Below are 14,588 nucleotides of genomic sequence, written 5' to 3'. Positions count from 1 at the left end.
GCCGGGGGCGCTGCGCTGCGTCCGGGGCACGAGATCTGGTAGGGTGGGCAAAGGCGCAGAGCGCCGTGCCCACGATTTGCCGCTATGGAACGGGTTGGTGGGCACGGCGCGCGAAGAGCGCGCCTTTGCCCACCCTACGGCACCGTCTCCGTCGCTTACGCCCCCTGATCGAACGCCTTGCGCAAGGCCACATAGCCCTGCTGCTGCTGGCTCCAGTTGCGGCCGCCGGTCATGGCGCCGTCGACGACGAGATCGTGGCCGTTGATGAAGCTGGATTCGTCGCTGGCCAGGAACACCGCGGCCTGGGCGATGTCATCGGGAAGGCCCGCGCGCGGGATCGGCTGGGCGGTCTTGTAGACCTCGCGCATCACCGCCGGCGTCTTCTCCGCAGCATCGGTCGAGAGCCCGAGCGCCTTGCCGAAGATGCCGGTCGCGATCGCGCCCGGCGAGATCGCGTTGACGCGCACGTTGGACTCGCCGAGCTCCATCGCCACGCATTTGGTGAGATGGATCACCGCCGCCTTGGCCGCGCTATAGACCATCGAGGACGAGAACCCGGCGAGGCGGCCGGCGATGCTGCCATTGTTGATGATGCTGCCGCTCTCCTGCTTCTTCATGTGGGGCGCGGCGTGCTTCATGCCGAGCATGACGCTGCGCACCAGCGTCGCCATCGCCGCATCGAAGCGCTCGACCTCAAGGCCTTCGATGCCGCCGGTCTGCGCCGGGCCGCCGGCATTGTTGAACAGGCAGTCGATCCGGCCGAACTTGTCCACGGCGAGCGCGATCAGCGCCTGCATCTGGTCTTCGACTGTCACGTCGGTCTGGCGGAAGATGCAGTTGGCGCCGAGCTGCTTGGCCAGGGCTTCGCCCTCCGGTAGACGCCGCCCCGCGATCACAATTTTGGCACCTTCGGCAACGAAGACTTCCGCAGTGCGCAATCCGATCCCGCTCGTCGCCCCCGTAATCACCGCAACCTTGCCGTCCAGCCTGCCCATGGAATGTTCCTGTTTTCGAACGATTTGATGCCAAATGGCGAACATCGGCCGCTGCCATCGCAGCGGTGGCCACTATCTCTGCCTGTCTGCGGCAAGGCAAGCTATGCTTGCGCGGACGGGATGCGTAACATCCTGATGGGCCGCTCGATTTTCGAACGCATATCGCAACTGGGCTGCGCATGGGGAAGCTGATCGAGGAATTCCGCAGGGGTTGGCAGGGTGCGGCGCCGCCATCGCTTGGTCTGAGCATTGCCTTTGCGGTGGCCTGCCTGCTGATTGCGACGCTGACGCGCTGGGCCCTCGCCCATGTGCGGCCCGACGTCTACTTCACCCCCTACTTTCCGGCCGTGTTCTTTGCCGCCGCGTTCGGGGGCTTCCGGATCGGAATCGTGACTGCGCTGGTCGGCGGCATGCTCGGCGTCGTCGTGAATTTCGGCGATGCCTTTGCCGATCGGGCGCGATTTGCCCTGCTGGCGCTGTATTGGGCGGTCTGCGCGCTCACCATCTGGGGCGTCGAGCACTATCGCACGATGCTCGCGGAGCAGCGCCGGATCTCCAAGCGCCTGATCGAGGAAGAAGAGTATCGCAAACTGCTGGTCGACGAGCTCCAGCACCGGCTGAAGAACAAGCTGTCGACGGTGCACGCGGTGCTGCACCAGGTGCTCCACGACCACCCCCAGGTCTGGGCCCGGGTCGATCCGCGGCTGCGCTCGCTGGCCGCGACCGACGATCTGATCTCGCGGATCGACAAGGCCGGCTGTGACATCCGTGACCTCCTGATCTCGGAGCTCGGCCCCTACGGCCATGTCCGCTTCACCCTCAATGGCGATCGACTGTTCCTGCCGCCGAAGCTCGCGGTCACGCTGTCATTGATGTTTCACGAACTCGCCACCAATGCGGGCAAGTACGGCGCATTCTCCGCGCCGCGCGGTCTACTGCAGGTGTCATGGACCGTCAGCGACGACCGCCTGATCATCACCTGGGACGAGACCGAGGGTCCGAGTGTGGATGAGGTGTCCGAGCCCGGCTTCGGCACCAAGCTGCTGAAATCGGCACTGTCGTCCTTCGATGGCAGGACCGAGATCTCTTACCTGAAGACCGGGCTGCATTGCATCATGCAGTGCCGCATCCCCCGAAGCGAATAGCATCGCGCGTCAAGGAAAGCCGGCCCGCGTGCCGCCCGCAGTTTCGCACGCGCTGTTGACCCTCTGTTAATGACGATCGTCGGCGCGCGTCGCAACGCCGCAAGTTTCCTCCAAAACACCCCCGTATTTCTCCTGACCCCTTAACCAAACTTAAGAGGGAACCACGCAAGATCGCGCCCATTGCAAAGGCGCGCTGAAACAACAAGATTCATGACTTCTATGAACGACAACCAATATTCCGGCGCGACTGAAGCCGAGCTCGGTTTTCTCAAGGAAATCGTTAGAATGCTGCCGGCCGGTCTGACCGTGCAGGATGCGCATGGCGAGCTTCTGCTGGTTAACGATGCCGCGGCCGCGCAGCTCGGCATGGACGGCAGCCGTCCTTCACCCGATCTTGCGCCGCGCCGCGAGGCCTGCCGCCAGGCACTGAGCGCCGGCCAGGCTGTCGTCACCGAGGAGGCGCTTCACGGCGGCGCCGCGCGCCAGGTACTGCTCACGACCCATCGTCCCGTTCGCCTCGCCGGACGCGAACTGCTGATCTCGGCGTCGTCCGACATCACCGAGCAGAAGAATTTCGAGGACCAGCTGTTCCGCTCGGCCTATTTCGACGAGCTGACGGGATTGCCCTCGCGGCGCGTGATCGAACATCACGCCAACAATCTGCTGGCGGAGAATGGCGGCGGCGAGCGCTTCGCGCTGGCCTTCCTCGACGTCGACAATTTCAAGCACATCAACGACTATTACGGCCACGCCGTCGGCGATGCGCTGCTGGTCGAGCTGTCGAAGCGGCTCGGGCGCGACTTGCGCGATACCGACATGCTGTCGCGCATCTCCGGCGACGAATTCCTGCTGCTGCTCTCCCCGATCCAGAGCCAGGAGGAAGTCGCCGAATTCATGCAGTCGACGCTGGAGCGGCTGACGGCGCCGTTCTTCATCGACCATTCGGAACTCTTTGCCTCCACCTCGGTCGGCATCAGCCTCTATCCCGATCACGGACGCAGCTTCGAGACGCTGCGCCAGAATGCCGACATCGCGATGTACCGCATCAAGAACGACGGCAAGGGATCGGCAGCCTTCTTCGACTCCAGCATGGAGCGCGAGGCGCTGGCGCGGATGAAGATCGAGCAGTCGCTGCGGCTCGCTATCCTGGAAAAGCGTTTCTGCTGCGCCTTCCAGTCCAAGGTCGACATCCGCACCCAGGCGGTGAAGGGCATCGAGGCCCTGGTCCGTTTGCGCGACGACGAAGGCGTGATCCAGGCGCCGGGATCCTTCATCAATCTTGCCAGCGAGCTCGGCCTGATCGACGAATTGACCCATCTCGTGCTCGCCGAAATCGTCAAATCGATCGACCTGATCAACGAGACGTTCGGCGCGGAAGCGACCATCAGCATCAACGTCGCGGCCAAGCAGGCCGGCAACCCAGAATTCATGCGCAGCTTCGCGCGGGCGCTCGACGACACCGGCTTTCCGCAGCGCTTCATGATCGAGGTGACCGAAGACGCCTTCGTCGCCAAGAATCATTTCCAGGACGAGATCCTGCCGATGTTCCGCAAGCTCGGCGTCGGCATCTCGATCGACGATTTCGGCACCGGATATTCCTCGCTCTCGGCGCTGGCCGACATCACCGCGGACGAGATCAAGATCGACCGCTCCTTCATCACCGACATCCATAAGCGCCCGCGCAGCCAGGGCATCCTGCGCGCGATCGAATCCTTGAGCGAAGCGCTCGGCATGACCGTGATCGCCGAAGGCCTCGAATCCTACGAGGAGCTCGCCTATCTGCAGGCCGCGACCAAGATCCGCTACGCGCAGGGCTATTACTTCTCCCGGCCGATCTTTTTGGAGGAACTCAAGCTCGCAACGCCCGTGTCCAGCGAGTCACGCGCCAGCGTCGCAAGCCGCCCGCACCAGCAGAACCGCCAGGGCTATTCGCGGGCGAGCGGGTATCGAAGGTAGGGTGCAAGCGGGACAACATTACCGCTGTCGTCCCGGGGCGCGAAGCGAACCCGGGACCCACCCCAGGGCGTGGTTATGGAGTAGGCTGCCAACTCCGAATGTTCGCCAAACTATGCCCTGTGGGTATGGGTCCCGGATCTACGCTTCGCTTGTCCGGGACGACGATGGGGCGCCTCGCGACCGACCAATTCCCCCTTTGAAATCGACGCCCTTTTGCTAATACACAGACAGACTTCCCCCGGGATATGTCATGTCCGCCTCTTCCGCCTCGATCAGCGATCCCGCTTACCTTCGTGCGCGCGCGATGGAGACGCTGTTCGAGCGGCTGGAGAAGCTCTGCGAGGGCGCGATCGCGATCGACCGCGGCGGACGCGTCGTCTACGTCAATGAAAAATATCTCGCGGCGCTCGGCCTCAAGCGGACCAGTGAGGCAATCGGCCGGCCGATCGAGGAGGTCATCCCGAACAGCCTGATGCGCAAGGTGGCCGAGACCGGCGAACCGATCCTGCTCGACATCATGGAGCTCGGCGGCGAGCAGCTCGTGGTCACGCGCATGCCGATCGAGGACGAGAACGGCACCGTGATCGGCGCGATCGGCTTCGTGCTGTACGACCACCTCGAAAGCCTCAAACCCCTGCTCGCCCGCGTCGCCCAGCTCGAGAGCGATCTGCGGCTGGCGCGGCGGCAATTGTCCAACGCCCGGGCGGCGCGCTTCACCTTCGCCGACTACGTCGGCACCACGCCTGGTATCGCGCAGGCCAAACAGCTTGCAAGCCGCGCCGCGAGGCAGAGCGTCACCGTGCTGCTCACCGGCGAGACCGGAACGGGCAAGGAGATGCTGGCGCAGGCGATTCACAATGCCTCCTCGCGTGCCGAGAAGCCGTTCGTCAGCGTCAATGTCGCCGCGGTCCCCGACACGCTGATCGAATCGGAGTTCTTCGGCACCGCGCCGGGCGCCTATACCGGCGCCGACCGCAGGGGACGCGAAGGAAAATTCCGGATCGCCGACGGCGGCACGCTGTTCCTCGACGAGATCGGCGAGATGCCGCTGCAATTGCAGGCCAAGCTGCTGCGCGTGCTGCAGGAGCGCGAGATCGAGCCGCTCGGCTCGGACAAGATCTCCAAGGTCGACGTGCGCGTGGTCGCGGCGACCAATGTGGATTTGCGCAAGCGCGTCAGCGACGGCGCGTTCCGGCCCGATCTCTATTACCGGCTGAACGTGCTCTCGATCGATTTGCCGCCGCTGCGGCAGTGCCTGGATGATCTCCCCGACATCTGCGCCCGGCTGCTCGAGGACATCAGCGCCTCCGGCGATTACATCAAGGCGAAGATCACGCCGAGCGCGCTTTCCGCGCTGGCACGCTATGACTGGCCGGGCAACGTCCGCGAGCTCCGCAACATCCTGGAGCGGGCGCTGATCCTGAGCGATTCCGGCCGGCTGACCGGCGAGGACGTCGCCCGCATTCTTCCCGTCGGCTCCGACGTCAGGCCCTCAGCATCCGCGCGCCCGGCCGGACCCGTGGTGCCCTATGCCGAAGCCGAGGCCGAATTCGAGAAGCATACGCTCGAGCAGGCGCTCGCCGCCAGCAACGGCCAGATCTCCGAGGCCGCCAGGATGCTGCGGATCTCGCGCGCGACCTTCTACAAGAAGCTCGCCAAGTTCGGCCTCGCCGCAGGGCCGGCCTCCGTCTGAGTTTCGAGACAATGGACTGTCCGGAGTCTCGGATTCCGGACAAGGCACCGAGCGGCTCTGTCCGGGCGCCAATGCGGAAATTGCCGGAATTTAAGCCGGTTTGCGCGAGCCAACAGCACCTGGCGCGGACCTTGCTCTTCGCTTTGCACAATGACGCATGCTGCACATGCGCATTCGCAAATCAGGGAGGACGCAAGGATGAGTGAAGCGATCTCGGTCCATCAGCTTCAGGCGAAGCAGCCCTCGCATGTCACGGTCGCCACGGCGAGCCTGATCGGCACCGCCATCGAGTGGTACGACTTCTTCCTCTACGGCACCGCCGCGGCGCTGATCTTCAACAAGCTGTTCTTTCCGACCTTCGACCCCATGATGGGAACACTGCTGGCGTTCGCGACCTACGCGCTCGGCTTCGTCGCACGCCCGCTCGGCGGCGTCGTGTTCGGGCATTACGGCGACAAGATCGGCCGCAAGACCATGCTCTATCTGACGCTGCTGATCATGGGCGTGGCGACCGCGGCGATCGGATTCCTGCCGACCTACGAGACCGCGGGCATCTGGGCCGCGGTCCTGCTCGTCACCTGCCGCCTGATCCAGGGCTTTGGCCTTGGCGGCGAATGGGGCGGTGCGGTGCTGATGGCGGTCGAGCATGCGCCCGCGGACAAGAAGGGCTTTTACGGCAGCTGGCCGCAGCTCGGCGCTCCGCTCGGCCTCGTGCTCGGCACGCTGGTCTTCTCGGTGGTATCGGCGATGCTGACCGACGCGCAGCTGCTGGCGTGGGGCTGGCGCATCCCGTTCCTGTTCTCGATCGCGCTGGTGCTGGTCGGCCTGTGGATCCGCTTCACCATCGCCGAATCTCCGGAGTTCCAGAAGGTCAAGGATACCAAGCAGGAAGTGAAGATGCCGATCCTGGAGGCGATCAGGATGTATCCCAAGAACATCCTGCTCGCGATGGGCGCGCGCTTCGCCGAAAACGGCTTCTTCTACATCTACGCGACCTTCGTGCTCGCCTATGCCACGCAATCGCTCGGCATGAACAAGCAGGACATGCTCAATGGCGTGCTGATCGGCGCCGCGATCGAGACCTTCACCATCCCGGCCTTCGGTGCGCTCTCCGACCGGCTCGGGCGGCGACCGATCTACATTTTCGGCGCGGTGTTCTCGGCGCTGATGTCGTTCCCGCTGTTCACGCTGCTGGCGACCAGGAACCCGCAATATGCCTGGATCGCGATCGTGCTCGGCCTCGCCATCGGTCATGCCGCGATGTACGGCCCGCAGGCGAGCTTCCTGTCGGAGCTGTTCGGTACCAAGGTGCGCTACAGCGGCGTCTCGCTCGGCTACAACCTCGCCTCGATCTTCGCCGGCGCGCTGTCGCCGCTGATCGCGACGGGACTGATGACGGCCTACGCGCCGGCGACCTGGCCGATCTCGCTCTACATGATCGCGCTGGCGCTGATCACCATCGTCTCGGTCTATTTCGCCACCGAAACACGCAAGGTCGCCCAGCCCTGAACGGGCTGAGTGCGGCCTCCGCGACGCCGGAGCGGCTGGTCGCCAGCCGCTCCACGCGATACGAATAGAGGCAAACGAGAAGAGCCGGCATGCGGTCCGCAACAGACATGGGAGGGAATGCCATGAGCCAGCATCCTGCCTTGCCCTACTTGCGCAATTCCGAGAAGGGCAAAGTCGTCACCGCGGCGGAAGCCGTCATGCTGATCCGTGACGGCGACACGGTCGCGACCGGCGGCTTCGTCGGCATCGGCTTTGCCGAGGAGATCGCGGTCGCGCTGGAAGAGCTCTATCTCTCCCACGAGGGCGATGCCCCCTATACGCAGGGCAAGCCGCGCAATCTGACGCTGGTCTACGCGGCGGGCCAGGGCGACGGCAAGAATCGCGGCCTCAACCATTTCGCGCATGAAGGCCTGGTCCGCCGCGTGATCGGGGGACATTGGGGCCTTGCGCCGAAATTGCAGCAGCTTGCGATCGCGAGCCAGATCGAGGCCTATAATCTGCCGCAGGGCGTGATCACGCATCTCTTTCGCGACATCGCGGCGCACCGGCCCGGCCACATCACCCGCGTCGGCATGGGCACCTTCGTCGATCCGCGGCAGGGCGGCGGCAAGCTGAATGCGCGCACCACCGAAGAGCTTGTGGAACTGATCAAGATCGGCGGCGAGGAATGCCTGCTCTACAAGACGTTCCCGATCAACGTCGGGATCATCCGCGCCACCACGGGCGATCCCGACGGCAACCTCACCATGGAGAAGGAGGCGCTGACGCTGGAAGCGCTCGCCATCGCGATGGCGGCGCATAATTCCGGCGGCATCGTCATTGCCCAGGTCGAACGCGTTGCCGAGGCCGGCAGCCTCAATCCACGCCAGGTCAAGATTCCCGGCATCCTCGTCGACTGCGTCGTGGTGGCGAGGCCCGAGAATCACTGGCAGACCTTCGGCACGCAATACAATCCGGCCTTCTCCAGCGAGATCCGCGTCCGCGCCGCCTCGCTGCCGGTGATGCCGGTCAGCGAGCGCAAGATCATCGCCCGTCGCGCCGCCCTGGAGCTGAAGGCCAACAGCGTCGTCAATCTCGGCATCGGCATGCCCGAGGGGATTGCCTCCGTCGCCAATGAGGAGCGGATCATCGACCTCATCACGTTGACGGCCGAACCGGGCGTGATCGGCGGCATCCCCGCGAGCGGCATCGATTTCGGCGCGGCGATCAACACCCAGGCGGTGATCGACCAGCCTTATCAGTTCGACTTCTACGACGGCGGCGGCTTGGACGCCGCCTTCCTCGGGCTCGCCCAGGTCGATCGCGCCGGCAACCTCAATGTCAGCAAGTTCGGGCCGAAGCTTGCGGGTGCCGGCGGCTTCATCAACATCAGCCAGAACGCCAAGGAGGTCATTTTCGTCGGCACCTTCGGCGCGGGCAAGCAGCGCATCGCGGTGAAGGACGGCAAGCTCGTCATTCTCGACGAGGCCAAGTCGCGCAAGTTCGTAGGTAACGTCGAGCACGTCACCTTCAGCGGCCCGTTCGCCGCCGCGCGCAAGCAGCGCACGCTGTATGTCACCGAGCGCTGCGTGTTCGAGCTCAGGCCCGACGGGCTCGAGCTTACCGAAGTCGCGCCCGGCATCGACATCGAGCGCGACATTCTGCGCCTGATGGACTTCAAGCCGCTGATCCCGCGCGACCCGGCGCTGATGGACGATCGCATCTTCCGCGAAGGTCTGATGGATTTGCGCGAGCGCCTGCTCACCATCCCACTCGACCAGCGCTTCACGCTGGACGAGCAGCAGAACCTGTTCTTCGTCAATCTCGAGCGCTATCCGCTACGCAGCAAGGCCGAGATCGACACCATCGCTGGTATCGTCGAAGCCAGGCTCGCTCCGCTTGGCCGCCGGGTCTACGCCATCGTCAATTATGACAATTTTTCCATCCTGCCGGAGTTGATGGACGATTATTCGGCGATGGTGCGCAGCCTCGTCGATCGCTTCTATTCCGGCGTGTCGCGCTACACCACGTCGGGCTTCCTGCGCATCAAGCTCGGCGAAGCCCTGGAGAAGCGCGGCGTCGCGCCGCACATTTTCGAAAGCGCTGATGAGGCGCAGTCGGATCGGCGTCAGGCCGAGGGAGCCGGCGATGCGCGGCCAGCCCAAAAATGATGCATGCTCGAAAGGCCGACGCGCTCGGCCGGAAGGTTCAATTGCAATGTTCGTAGTGTTATGCAAATCGCTGTTGCCGAGAAACGTTAAATCAGGAGGGACCATCGTGCGTCGATCACTCATCATAACAACAACCATTCTCGGACTCGCTGCGGGCACCTCCGTGCAGGCCGACGATCTCAAGGTCGCGCTGATCTACGGCAAGACCGGTCCGCTCGAGGCCTACGCCAAGCAGACCGAGACCGGCCTGAAGATGGGCTTCGAATACGCCACCAAGGGCACGATGACCCTCGATGGCCGCAAGATCGTCATCATCACCAAGGACGACCAGGGCAAGCCGGATCTCTCGAAGGCCGCGCTCGCCGAAGCCTATCAGGACGACAAGGCCGACATCGCGATCGGCACGACCTCGTCGGCCGCGGCGCTCGCCATTCTCCCCGTCGCCGAGGAGAACAAGAAAATCCTGATCGTCGAGCCCGCCGTCGCGGACCAGATTACCGGCGAGAAGTGGAATCGCTACATCTTCCGCACCGCGCGCAACTCCTCGCAGGACGCGATCTCCAATGCGGTCGCGATCGGCAAGCAGGGCGTCACCGTCGCAACGCTGGCACAGGACTATGCGTTCGGCCGCGATGGCGTCGCCGCCTTCAAGGAGGCACTCGCCAAGACCGGCGCGACCCTCGCTGCCGAAGAATATGCCCCGACCTCGACCACCGACTTCACCGCAGTCGGCCAGCGCCTGTTCGACGCACTGAAGGACAAGCCGGGCCGCAAGGTCATCTGGGTGATCTGGGCCGGCGCCGGCAATCCGCTGGCCAAGCTGCAGGACATGGACCCGAAGCGCTACGGCATCGAGCTCTCCACCGGCGGCAACATCCTCCCGGCCCTCGCCGCCTATAAGGGCCTGCCCGGCATGGAAGGCGCGACCTATTATTTCTACGAGATCCCGAAGAACCCTGTGAACGACTGGCTCGTCGCCGAGCACCAGAAGCGCTTCAACGCGCCGCCGGACTTCTTCACTGCGGGCGGCTTTGCCGCCGCGATGTCCGTCGTCGCCGCCGTCACCAAGGCGAAGTCGACCGACAGCGAGAAGCTGATCACGGCGATGGAAGGCCTGGAGTTCGACACGCCGAAGGGCAAGATGGTGTTCCGGAAGGAAGACCATCAGGCGCTGCAGAGCATGTACGCCTTCAAGGTCAAGGTCGATCCGAACGTCGCCTGGGCCGTGCTCGAGCCGGTGCGCGAGCTGAAGATCGAGGACATGGACGTTCCGGTCAAGAACAAGCGCTGACGTTTCTTACTTCACCTCCCCCGCTTGCGGGGGAGGCCGGGAGAGGGCTCTCTCCCCTTGGGGGTTCTCGCGTGCGGAAATACCCTCTCCCCACCCCTCCCCCGCAAGCGGGGGAGGGAGCCCACTGTGATCGCGGATACTTCCTCATCTCATCATTTGCCAAACAATGACGCTCACCCTCGAAACTCGCGACCTCACCATCCGCTTCGGCGGCCATGTTGCGGTCAACAACGTGACCTGCACGTTCCGTCCGGGCGAGCTCACCGCGATCGTCGGGCCGAACGGCGCCGGCAAGACCACCTATTTCAATCTGATCTCGGGCCAGCTACGCGCCTCGAACGGCAGCATCCTGTTCGACGGCACCGACATCACCCAGCACTCCGCGCCGATGCGGACCCGCGCCGGCCTCGGGCGCGCCTTCCAGCTCACCAACCTCTTTCCAAACCTCACCGTGGAAGAGAACGTCCGCCTCGCAGTGCAGGCGGCGAACGGCACCCATTACGACATGCTGCGGCCCTGGATGGTGCGCCGCGACCTGATCGCCCGCGCCGACGCCATCCTCGACCAGGTCGCGCTCGGCAGCCGCCGCGGCGTCGCCGCGACCGCGCTGTCGCATGGCGACCAGCGCAAGCTCGAGGTCGCCCTGATGATCGCGCTGGAGCCAAAAGTCTTCATGTTCGACGAGCCGACCGCCGGCATGAGCATCGACGAGGTCCCGGTCGTCCTCAACCTGATCGCACAGCTCAAGCAGGACAGGAGCAAGATCATCCTGCTGGTCGAGCACAAGATGGACGTGGTGCGCTCGCTCGCCGACCGCATCATCGTGCTGCATAACGGGCAACTCGTCGCCGACGGCCCGCCTGCCGAGGTGATCGCCTCGCCGATCGTGCAGGAGGCCTATCTCGGCGTCGCGCCCAAGACAGCTGCAGGGAGCGCGGCATGACCGATCTTTTAAGGCTCTCCGGCGTCCACACCCATATCGGCCGCTATCACATCCTCCAGGGCATCGACCTCGCCGTCCCGCAGGGGCAGACCACGATGCTGCTCGGCCGCAACGGCGCCGGCAAGACCACGACGCTGCGCACCATCATGGGGCTGTGGCAAGCTTCATCGGGCGAGATCAGCCTCTCCGGCGATCGCATCGAGAGCCGTGCCACGCCCGACATCGCAAGGCTCGGTGTCGGATACGTTCCGGAGAGCATGGCGGTGTTCTCCGATCTCACCGTGAAGGAAAACCTGGTGCTGGCGGCGCGCGACGGGCCGCTGGACGACAAGCAGCTCGACTGGATTTTTGGTTTCTTCCCGGCGCTGCGGCGGTTCTGGCTGTCGCGGGCAGGAAGCCTCTCGGGCGGGCAGAAACAGATGCTCTCGATCGCGCGCGCCATCATCGAGCCGCGCAAGCTCTTGCTGATCGACGAACCGACCAAGGGGCTCGCGCCGGCGATCGTGATGGCGCTGATCGAGTGCCTGAAGGAGATCAAGCGCAAGGGCGCAACCATCCTCCTGGTCGAGCAGAATTTCTTTGCCGCCCGCGAGCTCGGCGACAACGTGCTCGTGATGGACAACGGCACCATCGTCCATCGCGGCGAGATGGCGGCGCTCGCCGCCGACGTGCCGCTGCAGGAGCGGCTGCTCGGCTTGAGCCTGGAGGCGCATCAGTGACTGACCTTGCCGCAACCGATCCGCTGCCGAAGCCGAAGCGCGACATCGCGCCGATCCTGCTGCCGGTCGCGCTCGCCCTCGTGACGATCCCCCTGATCGGCTCGCCCAGCACCTGGCTGACGCTGACCGCCGCGAGCCTCGCCATGGGCATGATGATCTTCATCATGGCCTCGGGCCTGACGCTGGTGTTCGGCCTGATGGACGTGCTCAATTTCGGCCACGGCGCCTTCATCGCCGTCGGTGCCTATGTCGCGACCCTGGTGCTGGCGCCGTTCGCAGCCTCCATTCAGGCGGATTCGCTCTGGATGAACCTCGCCGTGCTGGCGCCGGCCGCCCTGCTCTCGATGGCGGTGTCGGGCGCCCTTGGCCTCGTCGTCGAGCGCGTGCTGATCCTGCCGGTCTACGGCCAGCACCTGAAGCAGATCCTGATGACCACCGGCGGCCTGATCGTGGCCGAGCAGACGCTCTATGCGCTGTGGGGGCCGCAGATCATCCCGATGCCGCTACCGGCGTCGCTGCGCGGCTCCTTCATCCTCGGCGACGTCGCGATCGCCAAATACCGCGTGCTGGCGATGCTGATCGGCCTTGCCGTCTTCATCGCGATCCAGCTCGTGCTCAACCGCACCAAGCTCGGGCTCCTGATCCGCGCCGGCGTGGAGAACCGCGAGATGGTGGAAGCGCTCGGCTATCGCATCCGCCGGCTGTTCCTCGGCGTGTTCATGACGGGATCGGCGCTGGCCGGCCTCGGCGGCGTGATGTGGGCGCTCTATCGCGAGCAGGTCCATGCCTCCATGAGCGACGACCTCACCGTCTTGATCTTCATCGTCGTCATCATCGGCGGCTTGGGGTCGATCGGCGGCTGCTTCATCGGTGCGATCCTCGTGGCCATGGTTGCCAATTACGGCGGCTTCCTGGTGCCGAAACTCGCCCTCGTCTCCAACATCCTGCTGATGGTCGCCATTCTGATGTGGCGGCCGCGCGGCCTCTATGCGGTGACCAGCCGATGATGATCCTGTCAGGCGATCCGCCGCGTAGCCGGATCCTCACCGTCGTTCTGGTCGTCATCATCCTGGCGCTGGCGGCGACGCCGTTCCTGTTTCCGGGTGCCAAGGCATTGAACGTCGCCGCCAAGATCTGCGTCTTCGCCGCGCTGGTCGCCTCCTACGACCTCCTGCTCGGCTATACCGGCTCGGTGTCGTTCGCTCACACCATGTTCTACGGCATCGGCAGCTACGCGATCGCCATCGCGCTGTACGGGATGGGCCCGAACTGGGCGGCGGTCGCCACCGGCATCGTCGTCGGCCTACCGCTCGCGGCCCTGCTCGCGCTCGCCATCGGGCTGTTTTCGCTGCGGGTCGCCGCGATCTTCTTTGCCATGATCACGCTCGCGGTCGCCTCCGCCTTCCAGGTGCTGGCTTCGCAGCTGTCCTGGCTGACCGGCGGCGAGGACGGGCGCAGCTTTCAGCTGCCCGAGCTGCTCCGGCCCGGCACGGTGCTGATCCCAAAGAGCCTGGTCGGCTTCGAGGTCAACGGCCGGATCCTGACCTACTACCTGGTGTTCGCCATCTCGGCCCTGATGATCCTCGCACTGCTGCGCGTCGTGAACTCGCCGTTCGGGCGCGTGCTGCAGGCAATCCGCGAGAATCGCTTTCGCGCCGAGGCACTCGGCTTCCGCACGGTGTTCCACCTGACCTATGCCAACTGCATCGCCGCGCTGGTCGCCGCCAGTGCCGGCATCCTGAATGCGCTGTGGCTGCGCTATGCCGGTCCCGACACCTCGCTCAGCTTCTCGATCATGCTGGACATCCTGCTGATGGTCGTGATCGGCGGCATGGGCACGATCTACGGCGCGATCATCGGCGCCACCATCTTCATCCTCGCCCAGAACTATTTGCAGTCGCTGATGGGCGTCGCCTCCACGGCGGCGTCGGAGGCCGGCTTGCCGCTGCTGCCGGGGCTGCTGCATCCCGACCGCTGGCTGCTGTGGCTCGGCCTGCTGTTCATCGCCAGCGTCTACTTCTTCCCGACCGGCGTGGTCGGGCGGCTGCGTAATCCCGCTGGCGGCAAGAGCGCCGGCAGTTCGCATTAAGGCGCGATTAATGATGCAGTGCGGCGGTTGCTGTACCCGCCGCACAACCACGACGCGATTCCCGCTCTGCTGGATACGGACGCGACTGCGCAACTGGA

11 protein-coding genes are annotated in these 14,588 nt (G+C 64.8%); 10 read left to right on the top strand and 1 reads right to left on the bottom strand.

The window, feature by feature from the left end; genetic code table 11:
* Positions 1-155: 155 nt before the first annotated feature.
* On the bottom strand, positions 156-995 hold the full coding sequence (locus GGD67_RS11705) for an SDR family NAD(P)-dependent oxidoreductase (RefSeq protein ID WP_179732846.1): 840 nt from the start codon (positions 993-995) through the stop codon (positions 156-158).
* 179 nt (positions 996-1,174) lie between these two features.
* Here GGD67_RS11705 and GGD67_RS11700 point away from each other — a divergent pair, with 179 nt between their 5' ends.
* The 10 genes from GGD67_RS11700 (at position 1,175) to GGD67_RS11655 (ending at position 14,490) form a co-directional block, all read left to right on the top strand.
* A complete protein-coding gene (locus GGD67_RS11700) occupies positions 1,175-2,140 on the top strand; it encodes a sensor histidine kinase (protein WP_018319505.1) in 966 nt (321 codons plus the stop codon).
* A gap of 219 nt (positions 2,141-2,359) precedes the next feature.
* Entirely contained in the window at positions 2,360-4,096 is a 1,737-nt protein-coding gene (locus tag GGD67_RS11695; protein WP_179732845.1) for a bifunctional diguanylate cyclase/phosphodiesterase, read from the top strand.
* A gap of 250 nt (positions 4,097-4,346) precedes the next feature.
* A complete protein-coding gene (locus tag GGD67_RS11690) occupies positions 4,347-5,789 on the top strand; it encodes a sigma-54-dependent Fis family transcriptional regulator (RefSeq protein WP_179732844.1) in 1,443 nt (480 codons plus the stop codon).
* 198 nt (positions 5,790-5,987) lie between these two features.
* A complete protein-coding gene (locus tag GGD67_RS11685; protein ID WP_179732843.1) occupies positions 5,988-7,298 on the top strand; it encodes an MFS transporter in 1,311 nt (436 codons plus the stop codon).
* 122 nt (positions 7,299-7,420) lie between these two features.
* The gene (locus tag GGD67_RS11680; RefSeq protein WP_179732841.1) at positions 7,421-9,448 is read left to right on the top strand and encodes an acyl CoA:acetate/3-ketoacid CoA transferase; all 2,028 of its coding nucleotides are present in this window, start codon (positions 7,421-7,423) and stop codon (positions 9,446-9,448) included.
* A 106-nt stretch (positions 9,449-9,554) separates the two neighbouring features.
* Positions 9,555-10,739, top strand: coding sequence for a substrate-binding domain-containing protein (locus GGD67_RS11675; RefSeq protein WP_026202193.1), 1,185 nt, complete (start codon positions 9,555-9,557; stop codon positions 10,737-10,739).
* Between the two features lie 166 nt (positions 10,740-10,905).
* Positions 10,906-11,682, top strand: coding sequence for an ABC transporter ATP-binding protein (locus GGD67_RS11670; protein WP_179732839.1), 777 nt, complete (start codon positions 10,906-10,908; stop codon positions 11,680-11,682).
* The gene (locus GGD67_RS11665) at positions 11,679-12,401 is read left to right on the top strand and encodes an ABC transporter ATP-binding protein (protein ID WP_179732837.1); all 723 of its coding nucleotides are present in this window, start codon (positions 11,679-11,681) and stop codon (positions 12,399-12,401) included. The genes GGD67_RS11670 and GGD67_RS11665 overlap by 4 nt, the downstream gene beginning before the upstream one ends.
* Positions 12,398-13,408, top strand: coding sequence for a branched-chain amino acid ABC transporter permease (locus tag GGD67_RS11660; RefSeq protein WP_018319497.1), 1,011 nt, complete (start codon positions 12,398-12,400; stop codon positions 13,406-13,408). Before GGD67_RS11665 ends, GGD67_RS11660 begins: the two co-directional genes overlap by 4 nt.
* A complete protein-coding gene (locus tag GGD67_RS11655) occupies positions 13,405-14,490 on the top strand; it encodes a branched-chain amino acid ABC transporter permease (RefSeq protein WP_179732835.1) in 1,086 nt (361 codons plus the stop codon). Before GGD67_RS11660 ends, GGD67_RS11655 begins: the two co-directional genes overlap by 4 nt.
* Positions 14,491-14,588 lie beyond the last annotated feature (98 nt).

Origin of the sequence: Bradyrhizobium sp. IAR9 (assembly GCF_013408065.1) — a bacterium.
In the GTDB taxonomy this organism is placed as follows: domain Bacteria; phylum Pseudomonadota; class Alphaproteobacteria; order Rhizobiales; family Xanthobacteraceae; genus Bradyrhizobium.
This window is presented reverse-complemented; position numbering and strand designations above follow the sequence as displayed.